The organism is Streptomyces sp. NPDC111744 (assembly GCF_055634995.1).
On sequence record NZ_JBVKCG010000001.1, the window covers coordinates 433,199 to 451,325 of the forward strand.

At 70.5% G+C, this 18,127-nt stretch carries 15 protein-coding genes; 5 read left to right on the forward strand and 10 right to left on the reverse strand.

From position 1 onward, the window contains the following. Positions 1–60 precede the first annotated feature (60 nt). The 5 genes from ACZ7OO_RS02030 to ACZ7OO_RS02050 form a co-directional block, all read right to left on the reverse strand. Entirely contained in the window at positions 61–3,300 is a 3,240-nt protein-coding gene (locus ACZ7OO_RS02030; RefSeq protein ID WP_471501230.1) for a S8 family peptidase, read from the reverse strand. A gap of 318 nt (positions 3,301–3,618) precedes the next feature. Further along, the gene (locus tag ACZ7OO_RS02035; protein WP_471500551.1) at positions 3,619–4,302 is read right to left on the reverse strand and encodes an ABC transporter ATP-binding protein; all 684 of its coding nucleotides are present in this window, start codon (positions 4,300–4,302) and stop codon (positions 3,619–3,621) included. Between the two features lie 187 nt (positions 4,303–4,489). After that, positions 4,490–5,971, reverse strand: coding sequence for an ABC transporter permease (locus ACZ7OO_RS02040; protein ID WP_471500553.1), 1,482 nt, complete (start codon positions 5,969–5,971; stop codon positions 4,490–4,492). A 135-nt stretch (positions 5,972–6,106) separates the two neighbouring features. Beyond that, positions 6,107–7,351, reverse strand: coding sequence for a L,D-transpeptidase (locus tag ACZ7OO_RS02045; RefSeq protein WP_471500555.1), 1,245 nt, complete (start codon positions 7,349–7,351; stop codon positions 6,107–6,109). Positions 7,352–7,574: 223 nt separating this feature from the next. Continuing rightward, the gene (locus ACZ7OO_RS02050; protein ID WP_471500557.1) at positions 7,575–7,922 is read right to left on the reverse strand and encodes a hypothetical protein; all 348 of its coding nucleotides are present in this window, start codon (positions 7,920–7,922) and stop codon (positions 7,575–7,577) included. A gap of 109 nt (positions 7,923–8,031) precedes the next feature. On the opposite strand from ACZ7OO_RS02050, the gene ACZ7OO_RS02055 reads away from it, so the two are divergent. After that, complete coding sequence (locus ACZ7OO_RS02055) at positions 8,032–8,349, forward strand: LAETG motif-containing sortase-dependent surface protein (protein WP_471500559.1); 318 nt, start codon at positions 8,032–8,034, stop codon at positions 8,347–8,349. Between the two features lie 41 nt (positions 8,350–8,390). Then, a complete protein-coding gene (locus tag ACZ7OO_RS02060) occupies positions 8,391–9,173 on the forward strand; it encodes a hypothetical protein (protein ID WP_471500561.1) in 783 nt (260 codons plus the stop codon). Between the two features lie 99 nt (positions 9,174–9,272). Here the strand turns inward: ACZ7OO_RS02060 and hutH are convergent, their stop codons facing one another. From hutH to ACZ7OO_RS02075, 3 genes are all read right to left on the reverse strand, one after another. Next, complete coding sequence (gene hutH / locus ACZ7OO_RS02065; RefSeq protein WP_471501231.1) at positions 9,273–10,826, reverse strand: histidine ammonia-lyase; 1,554 nt, start codon at positions 10,824–10,826, stop codon at positions 9,273–9,275. Between the two features lie 76 nt (positions 10,827–10,902). Next, entirely contained in the window at positions 10,903–12,048 is a 1,146-nt protein-coding gene (locus ACZ7OO_RS02070; RefSeq protein ID WP_471500563.1) for a GGDEF domain-containing protein, read from the reverse strand. A gap of 97 nt (positions 12,049–12,145) precedes the next feature. Further along, a complete protein-coding gene (locus tag ACZ7OO_RS02075) occupies positions 12,146–12,940 on the reverse strand; it encodes an enoyl-CoA hydratase/isomerase family protein (protein WP_471500565.1) in 795 nt (264 codons plus the stop codon). A gap of 201 nt (positions 12,941–13,141) precedes the next feature. On the opposite strand from ACZ7OO_RS02075, the gene ACZ7OO_RS02080 reads away from it, so the two are divergent. Beyond that, positions 13,142–13,687 (forward strand): hypothetical protein, encoded by a 546-nt coding sequence (locus ACZ7OO_RS02080; protein WP_471500567.1) that lies wholly within the window; start codon positions 13,142–13,144, stop codon positions 13,685–13,687. Here the strand turns inward: ACZ7OO_RS02080 and ACZ7OO_RS02085 are convergent. Together ACZ7OO_RS02085 and ACZ7OO_RS02090 are read right to left on the reverse strand one after the other, a co-directional pair. After that, on the reverse strand, positions 13,684–14,793 hold the full coding sequence (locus ACZ7OO_RS02085) for an adenylate/guanylate cyclase domain-containing protein (protein WP_352219601.1): 1,110 nt from the start codon (positions 14,791–14,793) through the stop codon (positions 13,684–13,686). The two genes, ACZ7OO_RS02080 and ACZ7OO_RS02085, sit on opposite strands and share 4 nt — an antisense overlap. A 408-nt stretch (positions 14,794–15,201) precedes the next feature. Then, entirely contained in the window at positions 15,202–16,068 is an 867-nt protein-coding gene (locus tag ACZ7OO_RS02090; protein WP_471500569.1) for a biotin--[acetyl-CoA-carboxylase] ligase, read from the reverse strand. Between the two features lie 110 nt (positions 16,069–16,178). Between ACZ7OO_RS02090 and ACZ7OO_RS02095 the strand changes: the two genes are divergently transcribed. Then, positions 16,179–17,774, forward strand: a complete 1,596-nt coding sequence (locus ACZ7OO_RS02095; RefSeq protein WP_471500571.1) for an acyl-CoA carboxylase subunit beta — start codon at positions 16,179–16,181, stop codon at positions 17,772–17,774. 9 nt (positions 17,775–17,783) lie between these two features. Next, positions 17,784–17,993, forward strand: a complete 210-nt coding sequence (locus ACZ7OO_RS02100) for an acyl-CoA carboxylase epsilon subunit (RefSeq protein WP_471500573.1) — start codon at positions 17,784–17,786, stop codon at positions 17,991–17,993. The last annotated feature ends 134 nt before the right edge of the window (positions 17,994–18,127 follow it).

Consider the following 18,127-nt stretch of genomic DNA (forward strand, 5'->3'; position numbering starts at 1 on the left):
CCCGCCGGAAGCCGCGCTTCCGGCGGGCCGCTCGCTGTGGATCCGCTCAGCGGCTACGGCTCACTTGGCGTAGTACGCGTTGTAGATCGAGATCGTCGACTTGTTGCCCTTCTTGTCGGCGATCTTGGCGTGGAACGAGATGGCCTTGCCCTTGGCCGGGTTCTTGACGGTGATCTTGCCGTGGCTGACCGTCAGCTCCTTCCAGGTCCTGCCGTAGTCGTACGACACGTAGACCGCGAGGGACTTCAGGTTGCGGCCTGCGGCCGCGCCCTCGACGGTCACCGGGAAGGTGACCTTCTTGCCCGCCTCGACGCGGCTGTCCGAGCCGGTGTTGGCGCCGAAGTGGACGGTGGAGGCCGGAAGCTGGGCCGGGGCTCCGCCGGCCGACTTCTTCGAGTGGAAGGTCCAGCTCGCGTCGATCCGGGTGGAGGCGGCGGCGACCTTGACCGAGCGGATGACCGAGGTGGTCAGCTTGTACTCGGCGTCGGCGGACGGCACGGTGAAGGCGCCGCCGCCGAACAGCGGGTCCTTGTTGGAGCCCACCTTGGTGCCGTTGCGGTACAGGGTGGTGTTCACCGACAGGAAGTCGGAGGACCCGGCGTGCTTGGCGCTGTCGGAGAACAGCGGGACGATGCCGAAGATCTGGTTGCCGTCGCGGTACAGACCGTAGTCGCTGGTCAGATGCGGGCCGAAGACCGCTCTGTTGAACGTGTTCTTGTAGGTCTTGCCCGCCTTGTACGGCTGCGGGTCGGCCGTGTAGTAGGCGTCGGCGATCGGCAGGCCCTGGGCGTCGTGGCCGCTGTACTGCGCGACGTCGAAGCCCCACAGGGCGCCGTCCACGGTGGAGAGGTGGAAGGTGCGGGTGCCGGGCAGCTTCTGCTCCACGCTGCCGCCGCCGACCACGTCCTGGCCGACGATGCCCCACGGGCTGACCGAACCGGTCTTGCCGGAGGCGGCGGCGCCGACGGAGTTCTTCACCGTGGAGAGCTCACCGGTCTTGAAATGCCGGACCTTGTCGCCCTGGAGCTTCTTGACCTGGGCACTGGTGGCGACGTCGTACTCCTCGTCGGCACCCTTGGTGAACTGGCCGCTCCAGGACTGGGTCAGACCGCTTGTGACCTCGCCGCCCAGCGGCGCGACCCGGATCTTGTCGAAGGTGTCGAAGCCGACCCCGAACCCGGTGGCCGCCGGGTCGTACATGTAGTCGACCGTCGCGGAGTTCGGCTTGGCCTGCGCGTCCGGCACGGTGATGTCGGCCGACTTGGTGGTACGGGCGTCGATGGTGACCGTGAGGTCCCTGGTGACGCTCAGCTTGGGCTGGACCAGCCAGTCGAGACCGCCGTCGAAGGTGGTGAAGTCCTTCGCGATCCAGGCGTCGAGCAGGTATGTGCCCTTCGGCACCCGCATCGTGGTGGTCCCGGCGTCGACGGCCGGCACGTTGTAGGCGCGCCCGTCACCGAGGCCCGAGTAGCCGATCAAAGCGGTGTTGTAGACACCGGTCGGGTTGCCGTCGCGCCCGATGTGCTTGACGGTGACGCTGTACGACTGCACCTCGCGCTGCACCGCGGCCGCCGTGCGGACGCTCTGGCCGTCGCCGGTCGCCGTGACGTACGCCGAGTAGGCGCCGTCGAGGGTGCCGCCCAGCTTGGTGTTCGCGGTGAGGTCGACGGAGGCGGTGCCGCCCGCAGGGACGGTCACCTTGGTCGCGCCCAGAGTGAAGAAGCCGGCCGGGGCCGCAGCGCCCTTGGGGTCGGTGCCGCTCGCCGAGAGGCTGAGGGTGACGTCCTTGGTGCCGAGGTTGCGGTAGGTGAGCTGCTTGGTGACCGGGGTGTCGTCGGTGTGCGGCCACTGCTGCACACCGAAGTTCACCGACACCGGGTCGGCGACCACGGTCTGCTTGATGGCCTTGTCGACCTGGATCCGGCCCGAACCCTGCTGGAACGGCGTGTACTTGCCGCCCTTGGTGGAGGCGGTCAGCGCGGCCTTCAGCTGCTGGTAGCCCCAGTCGGGGTGCTCCTGCTTCAGGATCGCGGCGGCGCCCGCGACATGCGGGGTGGCCATCGACGTACCGGAGATGGTCAGGTAGCCGGGCGGGTTCTCGCCGACCTCCTGGTCGATGACACTGCCCTTGGCCGCGGCCGCGGTGATGTCGACTCCGGGCGCGGTGACGTCCGGCTTGATGGTGCCCTCGGCGCTGGGGCCGGTGGAGGAGAAGTCGGCGAGCTTGTCGTTGCCGTCGACCGCGCCGACGGTGAGCGCGGCGTCCGCGCTGCCCGGCGAACCGATGGACTCGGGGCCCTCGTTGCCCGCGGCGATCGCGAACAGGATGCCCTTCTCGTTGGAGAGCTTGTTGACCTCGGCTTCGAGTGGGTCGATCTCCGGGGTGTCGTAGCCGCCCAGGCTGAGGTTGACGACATCGGCGCCCTCGGCCGCCGCCCACTCCATGCCGGCCAGGATGCCGGAGTCGTCACCGGAGCCGGTGTCGTCCAGCACCTTGCCGTTGAGGATCTTCGCGCCGGGCGCGACACCGGTGTACTTGCCGTGCGACTTGGCGCCGGTACCCGCGGCGATGGACGCGACATGCGTGCCGTGGCCGAAGTGGTCCATGGCGTCGGCGGCCGTGGTGAAGTTCTTGGACTCGATCACCTGGTCCTTGAGGTCCGGGTGGGTCGTGTCGACACCGGTGTCCAGGACGGCGATCTTGACGCCCTTGCCGTTGTAGCCGGCCGCCCATGCCTTGGGGGCGCCGATCTGCGGCACGGACTTGTCGAGGCTGGCCTTGCGGACGCCGTCGAGCCAGACGTGCGCGATGCCGGCGGCGGCCTTGTCCCCGTTGGTGACCGCGTCCCACAGCTCCGGCGTGTCCTTGACCGGGGTCTGCACGGCGTCGGCGTTGAGCGTCCTGAGGCTGTGGCGCAGGGTGCCGGCGTCACGGACGTCGGCCTTGGCGGCGCCGGCGGTGCCCTGGTACCCGACGATGACCTTCAGGCCGTTCTTCTGCGCCTTGCGGGTCGCGGCCTTGTCCAACTCGGTTACGTCGAACAGCCGTCGGTCCAGCTTGCCGGAGGCGACCAACTGCACGGCGTCACCGGGGACGACGAGGGTGTGCCCGTCGGCCTTGCGGATCTGGAAGGGTATGTGCTCCCGTCCCTTGGCCCGCTCCAGACCGACGACGCGGCCCTTGGCGTCGAGGGCGACCCGGTCACCGGTGATCAGGGTGACGTGGTGCCTGCCGGTGACCGATGAGGCGGCCGTGGCGGCGGTGCGCTGCTCCGGTTTCGCCGACGCCGGGCTGGTCATGCCGGCGGCGAGGGCGACGGCTGCTGCCGTGGCCACGGTGGCCGCGGCAGCTCTTTTCACTTGTCTGCGCAAGACTCCCCCTGGGAGACGGTGTACCGGGCGAATTCCCCGTCCACCCGGCCGGGGGCAGTCCCGCACACACATGCGTCAACCCCCCGGAATACGGAGTATGCCGGGGGGTGATCAGCAGGCTCAATAGATGAGAGACCGGTAAGGGAAGTACAGGAGAACTGTTACGCGCCGGGGCGGACACTGTTACCCAACTGCGCGGTTGTGCACGGGAGTTCAGTGCTAGGCGCCGTCACTCCGTGACGCACCTCACGTGCCCGCGTTCTCCTTGACGGTGATCTTGCCCTTGCGGATGGTCGCCAGCCGCGGGGCCTTCTTCGCGATCGCGGAGTCGTGGGTGACCATGATGAAGGTCAGGCCCAACTCCTTCCACATCTGCTCCAGTACGTCCATGATCTCGTCGCGCATGCCCTCGTCGAGGTTGCCGGTGGGCTCGTCGGCGAGCAGCACCTTGGGCTGCTTGACGAGGGCCCGGGCGATGGCGACGCGCTGCTGCTGGCCGCCGGACATCTCGGAGGGCAGGTGCCCGAGGCGCTCGCCGAGACCGACGGACGTCAGCGCCTCGGCGGCACGCTCACGGCGTTCCCTGGCCTTGACGCCGAGCGGGACGAGGGCGGTCTCGACGTTCTCCTGGGCGGTGAGCGTCGGGATCAGGTTGAACGACTGGAAGACGAACCCGATGTTCTCGCTGCGGATCCGGGTCAGCCTGGTCTCGGAGAGCTTGGCCAGGTCGGTGCCGTCCAGGACGACCTCACCGGAGGTCGGCCGGTCCAGGCCGCCGATCATCTGCAGGAGGGTGGACTTGCCGCCGCCGGTGGGCCCCTGGATGACCAGGCGGTCGCCGTCGGAGATGGTGAGGTCGATGCCGTCGAGGGCGCGGACGGTGTCCTTGCCGCGGGAGTAGAGCTTGGTGACGTTTCTGAGTTCGTACATGGTGGCTCCTGGGAGGGTTTGGGGTGGTGCGGTGCGTTGTCGGCTGCGGGTGGGTGGGGGGCTGGTCGCGCCCGCGCGGCGGAGCCGCATGTTCGACACCGCCCCGCGCCCCTTACGGGGCACGTCTCAGCCGCGGCACCCTGCAAGCGCCGGTAAGCGTCCCCACCCCGCCACCAGCCCACGTCGGCTACTCCACGCGCCGCAGCGCATCCGCAGGACGCAGCCTCGACGCCCGCCAGCCGCCGAACGCGCCCGCGATCAGACCGCCGGCCACCGCCAGACCCACGGCCACCGCGATCGTCGTCACGCTGACCGGGGCGGTCAGGGCGACCTCCAGGGTCTTGGCGGTCTGCCGGCCGGGGCCGCCGCCGAAGCCGCCACCCCCGCCGGGGCCGCCGCCCGCGTTGCCGCCGCCACCGGCTCCGCTGCCGAGGGAGGCCTCCAGGCTCGGGCTGATCTCGGTGACGACGTACGCGCCCACCAGACCGAGCGCGATCCCGAGCGCGCCGCCGACCAGGCCGTTGACCATGGCCTCACCGATGACCTGCCCGGTCACCCGGCGGGACTTCCAGCCCAGCGCCTTCAGCGTGCCGAACTCGCGGACGCGGCGGGAGACCGCCGAGGAGGTCAGCAGTCCGGCGACCAGGAACGCGGCCACGAGCACCGCGATGGACAGCCACTTACCGACGTTGGTGGCGAGGGAGGACGCCGTGGACAGCGAGCCGGAGACGGTGTCCGCGAGGTCCGCGGAGGTGGTGACCGTCGTACCCGAGACGTTTTTCTGGATGGTCGACTTGACGGCCGAGATCTGCTTGGAGTCGGTCGCCTTGACGTAGATCGTGGTGACCTTGTTCTTCTCGTCGGCCAGCGTCTGCGCCTGCTTCAGCGGCATGTACAGGTTGGCCGCGGCGTCACCGCTGTCGGCCGTCGCGATGCCGATGATCGTGTACTTGACCTTGTTGATGGTGACGGTCGAACCGACCTTGTACTTCTTCTCCTTGGCGTACGCCGAGTCGGCCACCAGCACCTTGGCGTCGGTCTCGGTCGTCTTGAAGGTACGGCCGCTGGTGATCTTCGACGAGGTCAGCGGGCCGATCCCGGTCTGGGAGACGTCGGTGCCGTAGACGGTGTACGAGTTGACGTCGAAGTTGGCGCCACCACCCCGGACCTCGCCCTGCGGCGCGCCGTTGCCACCGCCGTTGCCCTGGCCCTGGCCGCCCTGCTGGTTGCCGCCGGACTGGTTCTGCTGGAACTGACCCCGGGTGAACTGGCCGCTGATCTTGACCACGTTGAGGTTCAGCCCGCCGACCGCGGTCGCGACGCCCTTCTGGTCGGAGACCTTGGTGACGGTGGAGGAGGCGAGGGTGGTGAAACCCTGCACCATGACCCGGTCGCTGCTCTGCGTGTCCGACGAGCCGTTGTTCTGCGCGTCGAACTGGAAGCGCGGACGCTGGGCGTTGCTCGTGGTCGCCGACGCGGCCTTGGTGACGGTCATGTCCGTACCCAGGCCGTACAGCGACTGAAGGACCTTGTCCTGCGCCTTCCCCATGCCGTTGGAGACGGAGTTGACCACGATGACCAGTGCGATGCCCAGCGCGAGGCCGGAGGCGACGACGAGAGCCGCCTTTCTGCGGCGGCGCAGTTCGCGCCTCAGGTAGGTGAAGAACATGACCGCAAGGTAGGGACGCACCGTGATGGCTCGATAAGGCCGAAATAAGAGAAGCATGAGAAGGCTGTGGTGGACCCCGGAAACGCCGGTGCCGCCCCTGGGGGCGGCACCGGTGAGCTGTGTGTCGGCTGTGCGTCAGACGGCCGAACCGGCCTTCCAGGCGGCCCAGTTCAGGTTCCAGCCGTTGAGGCCGTTGTCGGGGGCCACGGTCTTGTCGCCGGTGTTGGAGATGACCACCACGTCACCGACGATCGAGTGGCTGTACATCCAGTAGGCGGGCGTGCTGGTGTCGTTGGCGCCCTTGGTGTCGGAGAGGCCGACGCAGCCGTGGCTGGTGTTCACCGCACCGAAGATGGACTTCGCGCCCCAGTAGTTGCCGTGCAGGAAGGTGCCGGAGCTGGTGAGGCGGATGGCGTGCGGCACGTCCTTTATGTCGTACTCGGCCTTGCCGTCGTTGTCGGTGAAGCCGACAGTCGTGCCGTTCATGCGCGTCTGCTTGAACTTCTCGGACATCACCATGATGCCGTTGTACGTCGTGTGCTGGGGCGAACCCGCCGAGATCGGGATGGTCCTGATGGTCTTCCCGTCCTGGGTGACCTTCATCTCCTTGGTCTTGGCGTCGACGTAGGAGACCTGGTTGCGGCCGATGTGGAAGGTGACCGTCTTCTGCTGGACGCCGTAGACACCGGAGGCGCCCTCGACACCGTCGAGCGCGAGCTTCAGCGTGACGGTGGAGTTCTCCTTCCAGTAGGTCTCGGGGCGGCAGTCCATGCGCTGGGTTGAGAACCAGTGGCAGACGACCTGCTGGCCGCTGCTGGAGGTGACCGTGACGGCCTTCTGGACGGCGGCCTTGTTGGTGATCTGCTTGTCGAAGTTGATCGACACGGGCATGCCCACGCCGACGGTCGAGCCGTCCTCCGGCGTGAAGTTGCCTATGAAGCTGTTGGCCGGGGAGACCGTGGTGAACGAGGCGTTCTCGTTGGCGACCAGGCCGGCGGAGTCCTTGGCCTCGGCGGCGACCTTGTAGGTGGTGGACCGCTCCAGCTGGACGGTGGGCTTCCAGCTCGTCTTGTCGGCGGACAGGGCGCCGGTGACCGCCTTGCCGTCGGCGGTGGTCATGGTGACGCTGGTGAGCGTGCCCTTGCTGACGGTGACGGCGGCGGAGTTGTTGATGGACGCGTTGCTGGAGCCGTCCTTGGGCGTGATCGTGATGTCGGCCTGGGACGACTTCTTCGCCGCCGCCTGGTCCGACTGGGCCTGCGAGCTCTCACCGCTGCCTGACGCCTTGTCGCCGCCTCCGGAACACGCCGTGAGCACCAGCACACCGCCGAGCAGTGCGGACGCGGCCATGAGGCCCTTGCGCCGCTTACTGTCCGTCATCACACGCTTCTCCATCGTTGCTGAGTCCGCGAACACACCGAGAGTCCCCGTCAAGAACCTTCAACGCTACGGCCGCTAGGTCCCGTTCCACATTCCTGGGATGTGTGGGGCACACCACGTCCGCCGGGGCGGCCGGTGCGGCAGGGGTCGGTCCGTGCGCTGTCTGAGACGACGAAACCCCGGACGGCGGTTGCCGTCCGGGGTCACTGGTTCCCCGGAACGCTCAGCCGATGCCGTCCTCTTCTTCGTCGCCGCCCTCGCCATCCTCCTCGTCGAGGTCCCAGTCCGGCGAATCCGGATCATAGGAAACATGCTCGCTGGACCAGGAGGCCTGCTGGAGCTCGACCCCGGGCACCTCGCTGACCAGGCCGAACGGATCAACGAGATAGGCGAGGGCCTCGGCGGTGTCTTCCGTCACAGCGGTCTCGGCATGCGTCCGCTCCTCGCCGGGCAGCTCGGGGTCCTCGGCGATCCGCAACAGCGCGGCCTTGGTGACCTCGTCGGCGTCCTCGACTTCGAGGACCAGCTCCACCCGAAGTCGTACAAAACGTGATGTCTCTGGAGTGCTCATGCCCGGAGCGTACGGCCGAAACCTCCCGTGACTTTCCCGTGACCCGCGATTTTCACTAACATCGCCCCACACGGCCAATTCGCCAGCGCCACAAGGGGATCGATATTCCGTGTCATCCGCTCGCCGCCCGTTGCTGACCGCCACCGCCGCAGGCACGCTCCTGGGTGCGCTGTGGTTCGTTCCGTCCGCCCACGCGTCGCAGGACGCCTCGGCGAGAACCGGCACGTCGGAGAGTACGGCGACACAGGTCACCCAGCAGGCCAAGGCGCTGTCCGAGGCCACCTCGGAGGCGACCGGGGACGCCACCCAACTCGCCGACACCGGCGGCCCGGACACCACGCCGTACGTCGTCGGCGGCACCCTTTTCCTCGGCGTCGGCGCGGGGTTCGTGGTCTATTCGGTCCGCCGGGAACGACTGGGATTTTAAACAACTTGACCGGTCCTTGACCGGGGACTCACAGTCCTCTCATGAAGAGATCATCGGGCGTGCGGATGTGCACCGTCGCCGTCGGCGGCGCACTGTCCCTCGCCCTCATGACGGGCTGCTCCGGCGGGAGTTCGAAGGACACGGCCGCCTCCGCGGCCTCCGCCTCCACCGTCAAGGCGCTGAGCACCGCGCAGTTGAAGCAGCGGATCCTCGCGCAGGGCGAGGTGGACGGCTACAGGGTCAACGCGATCGGCGAGGCCCCGCCGGCCAGGAGCAGGGTCAAGGCGAGCGACGGGAAGTGCCGCCCGCTGGCCTACGTGCTCTCCGGCCTCGCACCGGCCGACGCGGCCACGGAGATCGGCCGCACGGTCCGGGAGAACAAGAAGGACCCGACCGACGACGCGACCTCCCTCGACGACATGGCCGACGGAAAGTTCGAGATGGCGCTCAAGGACTCACTGGACCTGGACGTCACGTCCCTCGACCTGTCGTCGTACGACGGGAACGGCGCGCAGCAGGCCCTGAAGGCCGTCTCGTCGGCGATCGAGGCCTGCGCGACCGGCTTCACGGGCGGCGCGGCCGGTGACGAGCAGAAGGTCACGAAGGTCACGGCGGTCAGGCCCTCGGGCACCGGCGGCGAGTCGGTGGCCTTCACGGCGATCACGGACATGGACGGCGACAAGGGCCCCCTGCACGCTGAGGTGGTACGCCACGGCAACACGCTCGCGACCTACTTCACGATGAACATCGGGGCGATGACGGCGGGGAAGACGTACACGGTACCGACCCCGGTGATCAAGGCCCAGTCGGCGAAGCTGAAGTAGTGCGCAGTTCCCCGCGCCCCTTTGGGGGCGCGGGGCTGTATCGATGTGCGGCCACCGCCGCGTGGGCGCGACCAGCCCCCACCCACCCGCACCGACCGACTACCGCAACGCTCCGGTCACCTTCTCGGCGGCCTCCACGAGCGCCCCGCCCCGCACGAACTCCTCAGCCGCAGCGAGGTCGGGTGCCAGGTACCGGTCCGGCCCGGCCCCCCGCACTCCCGCGGAGCGCGCCGCCTCGATCACGGCGCGCGAGGCCGGCGCCGCCGTCAACCCCTCCCGCAGCTCGATCGCCCGGGTAGCCGCGTACAGCTCGACGGCGATGATCCGCGCCAGATTGCCCACGGCCGTCCGCAACTTGCGCGCGGCCGACCACCCCATGGACACATGGTCCTCCTGCATCGCGGAGGACGGAATCGAGTCGGCCGACGCCGGAACGGCGAGCCGCTTCAGCTCACTGACCAGCGCCGCCTGCGTGTACTGGGCGATCATCAGGCCCGAGTCGACACCCGCGTCGTCCGCCAGGAACGGCGGCAGGCCGTGGCTGCGGTTCTTGTCCAGCAGCCGGTCGGTCCGCCGCTCGGCGATGGACCCGAGGTCGGCCACCGCGATGGCGAGGAAGTCGAGGACGTAGGCGACCGGCGCACCGTGGAAGTTGCCGTTGGACTCGACCCGCCCTCCCCCAGTGCCGACCCCAGGCAGCACAACGGGGTTGTCGACGGCCGAGGCCAGCTCCCGTTCGGCGACGAGGCGGGCGTGCGCGAGCGTATCCCGTCCGGCCCCGGCGACCTGCGGAGCACACCGCACGGAGTACGCGTCCTGGACGCGCGGCGCGTCGTCCTGGTGGTGCCCGGTGAGCTGGGAGCCCTGGAGCACGGCGAGCATGTTGGCGGCGCTGTCGCCCTGCCCGGGGTGCGGGCGGATGGCGTGCAGTTCGGGCGCGAGCACCTTGTCCGTGCCGAGGAGCGCTTCGAGGCTCAAAGCGGCCGTGACATCGGCGGATTTGTAGAGCATGTCCAGGTCGGCGAGGGCCATGACCAGCATGCCGAGCATGCCGTCGGTGCCGTTGAGGAGCGCGAGCCCCTCCTTCTCGCGCAGTTCGACGGGCGCGATCCCGTGCTCGGCGAGCAGCTCACCGGCGGGCCGGACGACTCCGTCCGGCCCCTCCGCGTCCCCCTCGCCCATCAGAGCCAGGGCGCAGTGGGACAGCGGGGCAAGGTCGCCGGAGCAGCCCAGGGAACCGTATTCGTGCACGACCGGCGTGATGCCGGCGTTGAGTACGTCGGCCATGGTCTGGGCGACCTCGGGACGCACACCGGTGTGTCCGGAGCAGACGGTCTTCAGCCGCAGGAACATCAGGGCCCGTACGACCTCACGCTCCACCCGCGGTCCCATGCCGGCCGCGTGCGAGCGCACGATGTTGCGCTGCAGCTGGGCCCTCAGTTCCGGGCTGATGTGCCGGGTCGCGAGGGCGCCGAAGCCGGTGCTGACGCCGTAGACCGGGTCCGGCTTGGCCGCCAGCGCGTCCACGATCTCGCGGGCCGCCGCGAGCGCCGCGACCGCCTCTGCCGACAGTTCGACCCGGGCGCCGCCGCGCGCCACGGCGAGGACGTCGGACGCGGTGACGCCGGACGTCCCCACCACCACAGTGTGCATATCCATATTCAGGAGCGTACGCATTGAATGCCGTTGCTGTCACTAGTGGAGTACGGGGTTGCCCCTTACTCGTACGTCACAGTGCGCGGCGGCCCCGGAAGCTGCGCCGGTCGGCCCGTTCCGGCGGGGGCGCGTCGGCCAGCCGTACGACGGGATCGTCCGGCCCCTCCCGCCCGGCCACCACCGGCCGGTCCGCGCGGAGCGCCTTGGCACGGTACTGCGCGGCGTCGGCGAGCCGGAACAGACGGCGGGCGGAGCGCACCGGCCCGATCGGGTCCGCGGTCGAGGCAACCCCGCACGCGACCCCCTCCCCCAGCTCCAACTCCCCGGCCCGGCGGCAGAGTTCGTCGGCCGCCTTGACCACGTCGTCGGCGGGCGGGCCGACCACGAGCAGACAGAACTCGTCCCCGCCGAGGCGCGCGGCGAGGGCGCCCGGGAGCATCGCCCCGCACAGGGACAGCACCGAGCCGAAGCGTTCGAGGAGCCGGTCGCCGACGGCGTGCCCCTGGCTGTCGTTGACCCGCTTGAGTCCGTTGAGGTCGCAGACGACGAGACTGACCACGGCGTTGTCCGTGCGGTGCCGGTCGATCGCCTCGTCGAGGCGTACGTCGACGGCACGGCGGTTGGCGAGACCGGTGAGCGCGTCGGTGTACGCCAGCCGGCGGGCCTCCTCGAGACGCTCGGTCTGGGCGATCCCGGCGGCGACGACGGAGGCCAGGACGGTGGCGAAGTCGGCGTCGTCGCGGCCGAAGACGGGGGCGTGGACGGCGCGGGCGACATACAGCTCGCCCCAGGCCCTGCCGTGCAGCAGGATCGGCGCGACCAGGCAGCAGCCGCGGCCCCTGCGGCGCAGGGCGTCGACCCGTTGGTGCGAGTAACCGGGGCGGCCGGCGGCGGGACCCTCGGCCGTCTCCACCCAGGCGTTGGGGCCGCCGCCGCCCGCCCAGCGTTCGTGCAGGAACTCGGTGATCTCCGGGAACTGGTGCACCGGGTAGGCCTCGGCGTCGGGGAACTCCTCCTCGTCCGGGGCGCGCTCCCCGACGTTCACGAGGACCCGCAGCCGGCCGAGGTCGCGCTCCCAGACGGAGAGCGCGGCGAAGCTGCCGTCCAGGGCACGGCAGCCACCGGCCGCGGCGGCGTGCCAGCACTCGTGTGGAGTGTGGGCCGCGGCCATGCCCTGCGCCAGCGCCACGACAGCGGCGAGCCGGTTGTCCTCACCCATTACTCCAGGTTAGGGAGGATTGGGTTCATTCGGGACATTGGTGCGGCGAACAGGTGTTGCGGGGCCCTCGTCTCCAGCCCCGCCTCCGCGGCCGCCTCTACTCCCCGGGCCACTCCGGCTTCCGCTTCTCGTTGAAGGCGGCGACCCCCTCGGCTCGGTCCCCCGAGAACGCCACCGACCGCCATGCCGCGTCCTCCACCTCCAGGCCCGTCCTCAGGTCCAGCCCGTGCCCGAGCCGCAGCGCCCGCTTCGCCGCCCGCAGCCCCACCGGCGAGTTCGCCGCCATCCGCTCCGCCAGCGCCAGCGCCTCCGCCCGGTCCTGGCCCACCTCCACCAGCACATCGACCAGCCCCAGCTCGGCCGCCTCCGCCGCCTCCACCCGCCGCGCCGAGAAGATCAGCTCGGCCGCGCGGGCCGCCCCGACCCGGCGGGGCAGCAGCTGCGTACCGCCGCCTCCCGGAATCACACCCACCGACACCTCGGGCAGGCCCACCACGGCCGTGCCGTCGGCCACGATCACATCGCAGGACAGCGCCAGCTCGAAGCCCCCGCCGAGCGCGTAGCCGTGCACGGCGGCGATCGTCGGCATCGGCAGCTCCAGGACGCCGGTGTACGCCCCGCGCGACAGCGGCCGCGACCGGACCAGCTCCGCGTCGGTCATGGAGTTGCGCTCCTTGAGGTCGGCGCCGACGCAGAACGCCCGCTCGTGCGACGAGGTCAGCACCACCACCCGGGCGTCCCGGTCGGCGCTCAGCGCGGCGCACGCGGCCACGACCGAGCGGGCCATGTCCGCCGACACCGCGTTCATCGCCTTCGGCCGGTCCAGGACGAGTTCCGTCACGTGACCGTGCCGCCGCACCAGCACGAACTCCCCGTACCGCTCCTCGCTCATGACATGCCCTCCGGTTAACGCGGGTTAACAGCCTGGACCCGATCATCGCAGCCGGGCCCGGCCCGGGGAAAGGGGCACCGACCGGCTCCGGACGCCCCCGTTCGGGTGACATCCCGGGAGACTCCCGGCGCACGCCCCACGACAGCGCATAACGTGCGCTCGCCACGGCGCATCGGGGGCGCGCAGCGGGGAGGGAGCGTCATGACAGGAACGCCGTCAGTCAGTCGGCGGGGGCGGCATCGCAAGCCCCGGCCCCGCAAGGTGCTGTTCGCCGCCGGAGGGCTCGCGCTGGCCGCCGGGGTGCTGAGCCTCGTACGGATGGCGCCTGAGGGCGGTGTCGGCACGCCCGGCACGGCGGAAGCGGAGCCCCGGCTGGACCCGACCTCCGACGCGAACGACCGGTCGGCGAACGCGGCCGTCACCGTCGGTTCGGTCCCCACGGCCACCTCCTCGCAGGCCACCGTCATGGGCGGCGCGAGCCCCACACCGACGGCCACGCGGACCGCCACACCGTCCACATCGGCGTCGGTCTCGCCCACCGCGCTGCCCGGCGGGGTCACGGTCCCGACCACCATCCCGACGAGCCCGGCACGGCCGGTCGGCACGTCGCCGGCGGCCAGCGCACCGGCCACGCCACCCGCTCCGACCCCGACCCCTTCGCCCAACACGCATCAGCCGGGCAACGGTGTCTGCCTGCCGATCGTCGGCCTGTGCGTGAACCCGCTGCTCCAGTCCGGCCGCGGCTAGGTCGACTCCCCGTCGCGCCGGGTGAGCAGCCAGGGCTCCACGACACCCAGGCCGCGCACCGGGCGCTGCCACATCGGCTGGAGCGCGAAGCGGTACGTCGGGGGTTCCTCGCCCTCCTTCTCGGCGGTGGCCGCGGCTTCAGCGGCCTCCGCCTCCGAGGCGGGCGCCTCGCCGGAGCGGATCAGTTCCTCCGCGAACGCCGAGTCGACGAGCACGGCGTCCCGGGGGGCTATGGAGGTCAGCCGGGAGGCCAGGTTCACGGTCGTTCCGAAGACATCGCCCATTCGGGTGGTCACGGTGCCGAAGGCCATGCCGACGCGCAGCTCCGGCATCGTCTCGTCGTGCGCCATGGTCTCGACGAGGCGCAGGGCGATGTCGGCGGCCGTGCCGGCGTCGTCGGCGGCGTACAGGACCTCGTCGCCGAGGGTCTTGATGAGCCGGCCGCCGCGGGCAGCCACCAGGTCGGCGGCGGTGGTCTCGAAGGCCTCGACCAGCTCGCCGAGCTCCTCCTCCTCCATCCGCCGGGTCAGCCGCGTGAATCCCACGAGGTCGGCGAAGCCGACGGCCAGCCGCCGGTCGACCATCTCCTCGTCGTCGGCCGACTGCACGACCCGGCCGGCCGAGGCGGCGAGCTGGCGGCGCCAGACGTAGACCAGGAACTCCTCCAGCTCGGGCAGGAGCAGCTCGACGATCGGGTACGTGACCTCGGTGCGGGTCATGCCCGGCTCGGGGGGCTCGGTCAGGCCCTCCAGGAAGGAATCCATCTGCCACTCGGCCAGACGGGCGGTGGTCTGCCCGGTCGACCGGGCCACCTGCACGGCCATGGCCTCGCTGAGCAGGCCCGCCTCGACGAGACCGGCGAGCCGGCGCAGGGCCAGCACGTCGGCCTCGGTGAGCGCCTTGGCCTGCCCGATGTCCGCGAAGCCCATGGCCCGCCAGAACCTCGAAGCCAGTTCCATCGAGACACCGGCGCTGCGAGCCGCCTGGAACGGGGTGTAGCGGCGCTCGGCACCGAGGATCAGGCCTTCGAGGCGCAGCGCGAGAGGGTCCTCGCCGGAGTCGGCGGCGTCCGCGCCCTCGCCGGAGCCCGTGTCGTCGACGGTCACGCCTGCTGCCCTTCCGATCTGCCGCGGTCGCATATACCGACCGGCCTCAACTCTACGGCAGCTGTGCGGTAGCTCACTTCGTGAGGTGGGCCGGCATCAGGGGTTACGGGGTGGTGAGAGGGGCCGCGGTCGCGGCCGGCGCCCCCTGCGGGACCTTGAGTCCCGGCTGCGGCCCCTGGGGGCTGATCGCACAGTTCCCCGCGCCCCTGTCGGGGCGCTGCGGTGCGGGCGCCTTGTCAGCCGACCGAGCCTGCGGGCAGTCGTGCCGCTGGGGCGATGGGGGTCCCCCCGCTCGAGGCAAGCCGAGAGTGGGGGAGGGTGGGCGCAGGCGGCACCGTGCAAGCGCCGGCACGTGAACCCGACCGCCCCCAGCCCCCACACCCCCGCACCGCTCCCCGGCCGCCGCCCTCACGCCGCCCTCAGGTGCACGATGTCCCCCGCCCCCACCGGCTCCTGCACCCCCGCCTCCGTGGCGATCACCAGCCGTCCGTCCCCGTCCACGGCCACCGCCTCGCCCACCAGTGACCGGTCCCCCGGCAGCTCGGCCCGCACCGTCCGCCCCAACGTCGCGCACCCCGCCGCATACGTCTCCTGGAGCCCGCTGCGCGCCGGATCGCCCTCCGCCGCGCGCCAGCGCCCGTACCAGTCCTCCAGCGAGCGCAGCACCGCCCGCAGCAGCGGATCCCGGTCCGTGGTCACCGCCCCCGCCAGCGCCAGGGACCCCGCCTGCGGCACCGGCAGCTCCTTCGCACCGAGCGTGACATTGATGCCGACGCCGACCACGACACCGTCCTCGCCGGCCCGCTCCGCCAGAATCCCCCCGGCCTTGCGCTCCTCGTCACCGACGGTGACCAGCAGGTCGTTGGGCCATTTGAGTGCCGTATCGACACCGGCCACCCGTGCCAGCCCCGTCGCCACCGCCACCCCGGTCAGCAGGGGCAGCCAGCCCCAGCGGGCCACCGGCACCTCGGCCGGCTTCAGCAGCACCGAGAAGAAGAGGCCCGAGCGGGCCGGCGCCGTCCACTGGCGGTCCAGGCGGCCCCGCCCGGCCGTCTGCTCCTCGGCGACGAGCACGGCGCCCTCCACGGCCTCCCCCGCGACTGCCCGCGACACCAGCTCGCTGTTGGTGGAGCCGATGCGCTGCACGACCTCCACGCCGGTCCACAGTCCGCCCTCCCGCACCAGGGCCCTGCGCAGTCCCGCGGCACCGAGCGGTGGACGGTCCAGGTCGGACCAGCGATTGTTGTTCTCGTCTGCTGCATCTCGCGGCGTCATGCAAGCCACCCTAGGTGTGTTGTACGCCGCACTGCCGTTTGCTAGGTGCCCCACTACGCTACGGATGAGTAACCGTCCCCCCTTTTGAGCAGGCAGGGAGCCGCATCCCGATGTCCGAGCCGGAAGAGATCGACATTCACACGACCGCGGGGAAGCTCGCGGATCTCCAGCGCCGTGTCCAGCAAGCGACACACGCCGGTTCGGAGCGCGCCGTCGAAAAGCAGCACGCGAAGGGCAAGTTGACGGCCCGTGAGCGAATCGAGCTGCTCCTCGACGAGGGCTCCTTCGTGGAGTTGGACGAGTTCGCCCAGCACCGTTCCACCAGCTTCGGCCTGGAGAAGAACCGGCCTTACGGGGACGGTGTCGTCACCGGATACGGCACGGTGGACGGCCGCCCGATCGCCGTCTTCTCCCAGGACTTCACCGTCTTCGGCGGCGCCCTCGGCGAGGTCTACGGCCAGAAGATCGTCAAGGTGATGGACTTCGCCCTGAAGACCGGCTGCCCGGTCATCGGCATCAACGACTCCGGCGGCGCGCGGATCCAGGAGGGGGTCGCCTCCCTCGGCGCGTACGGCGAGATCTTCCGCCGCAACACCCATGCGTCAGGGGTCATCCCGCAGATCAGCCTGGTCGTCGGGCCCTGCGCCGGCGGCGCCGTGTACTCCCCGGCCATCACCGACTTCACGGTCATGGTCGACCAGACGTCCCACATGTTCATCACCGGCCCGGACGTCATCAAGACGGTCACCGGCGAGGACGTCGGCTTCGAGGAGCTGGGCGGCGCCCGCACCCACAACTCGGTCTCCGGCGTGGCCCATCACATGGCCGGCGACGAGAAGGACGCCATCGAGTACATCAAGCAGCTGCTGTCGTACCTGCCGTCCAACAACCTCTCCGAGGCCCCGGTCTTCCCGGAGGAGGCCGACCTGGCCGTCACGGACGAGGACCGCGAGCTGGACACCCTGGTCCCGGACAGCGCGAACCAGCCGTACGACATCCACACGGTGATCGAACACGTCCTCGACGACAGCGAGTTCTTCGAGACGCAGGCCCTGTACGCGCCGAACATCGTCACCGGCTTCGGCCGTGTCGAGGGCCACCCGGTCGGCATCGTCGCCAACCAGCCGATGCAGTTCGCCGGCTGCCTCGACATCAAGGCGAGCGAGAAGGCGGCCCGCTTCGTCCGCACCTGCGACGCCTTCAACGTCCCGGTCATCACCTTCGTCGACGTCCCGGGCTTCCTCCCCGGCGTCGACCAGGAGCACGACGGCATCATCCGCCGCGGCGCCAAGCTGATCTACGCCTACGCGGAGGCGACGGTCCCCCTGATCACCGTCATCACCCGCAAGGCCTTCGGCGGCGCCTACGACGTCATGGGCTCCAAGCACCTGGGTGCCGATCTCAACCTCGCGTGGCCGACGGCCCAGATCGCCGTCATGGGCGCCCAGGGTGCCGTCAACATCCTGCACCGCCGCACCATCGCCGAGGCGGTGGCGGGCGGCGAGGACATCGAGGCCGTCCGCGCCCGCCTGATCCAGGAGTACGAGGACCACCTCCTCAACCCCTACACGGCCGCCGAACGCGGCTACGTCGACGCGGTGATCATGCCGTCGGACACCCGCCGCCATGTCGTACGGGGCCTGCGCCAGCTCCGCACCAAGCGCGAGTCCCTGCCCCCGAAGAAGCACGGCAACATCCCCCTGTAAGGAGCCGCTGTGACGATCAGAGTCGTACGGGGCAACCCGACCCCGGAGGAGCTGGCCGCCGCACTGGCGGTGGTAAGGGCGAGGGCAGCTGCCATGGCGGCCGCGCCGTCCGGCACCCCGAGGCCGAGGGCCGCCTGGTCCGACCCGTCCCGCATCGCCCGGCGCCGGGTCCCCGACCCGAGCCCGACTGCATGGACCCGCACTTACTGGCCGAGCTGAGAACAACACCCCAGGGGCGCGAGGCCGTATCCATTCGCGGCTCCGCCCTGCGGGCGCACGGAAGCGAAATTCCGGGCTCCAATTTGAGTACGGCTACTCAGGCGCCCGCGTCGGCCCAAGCCGCACGCTGGTGC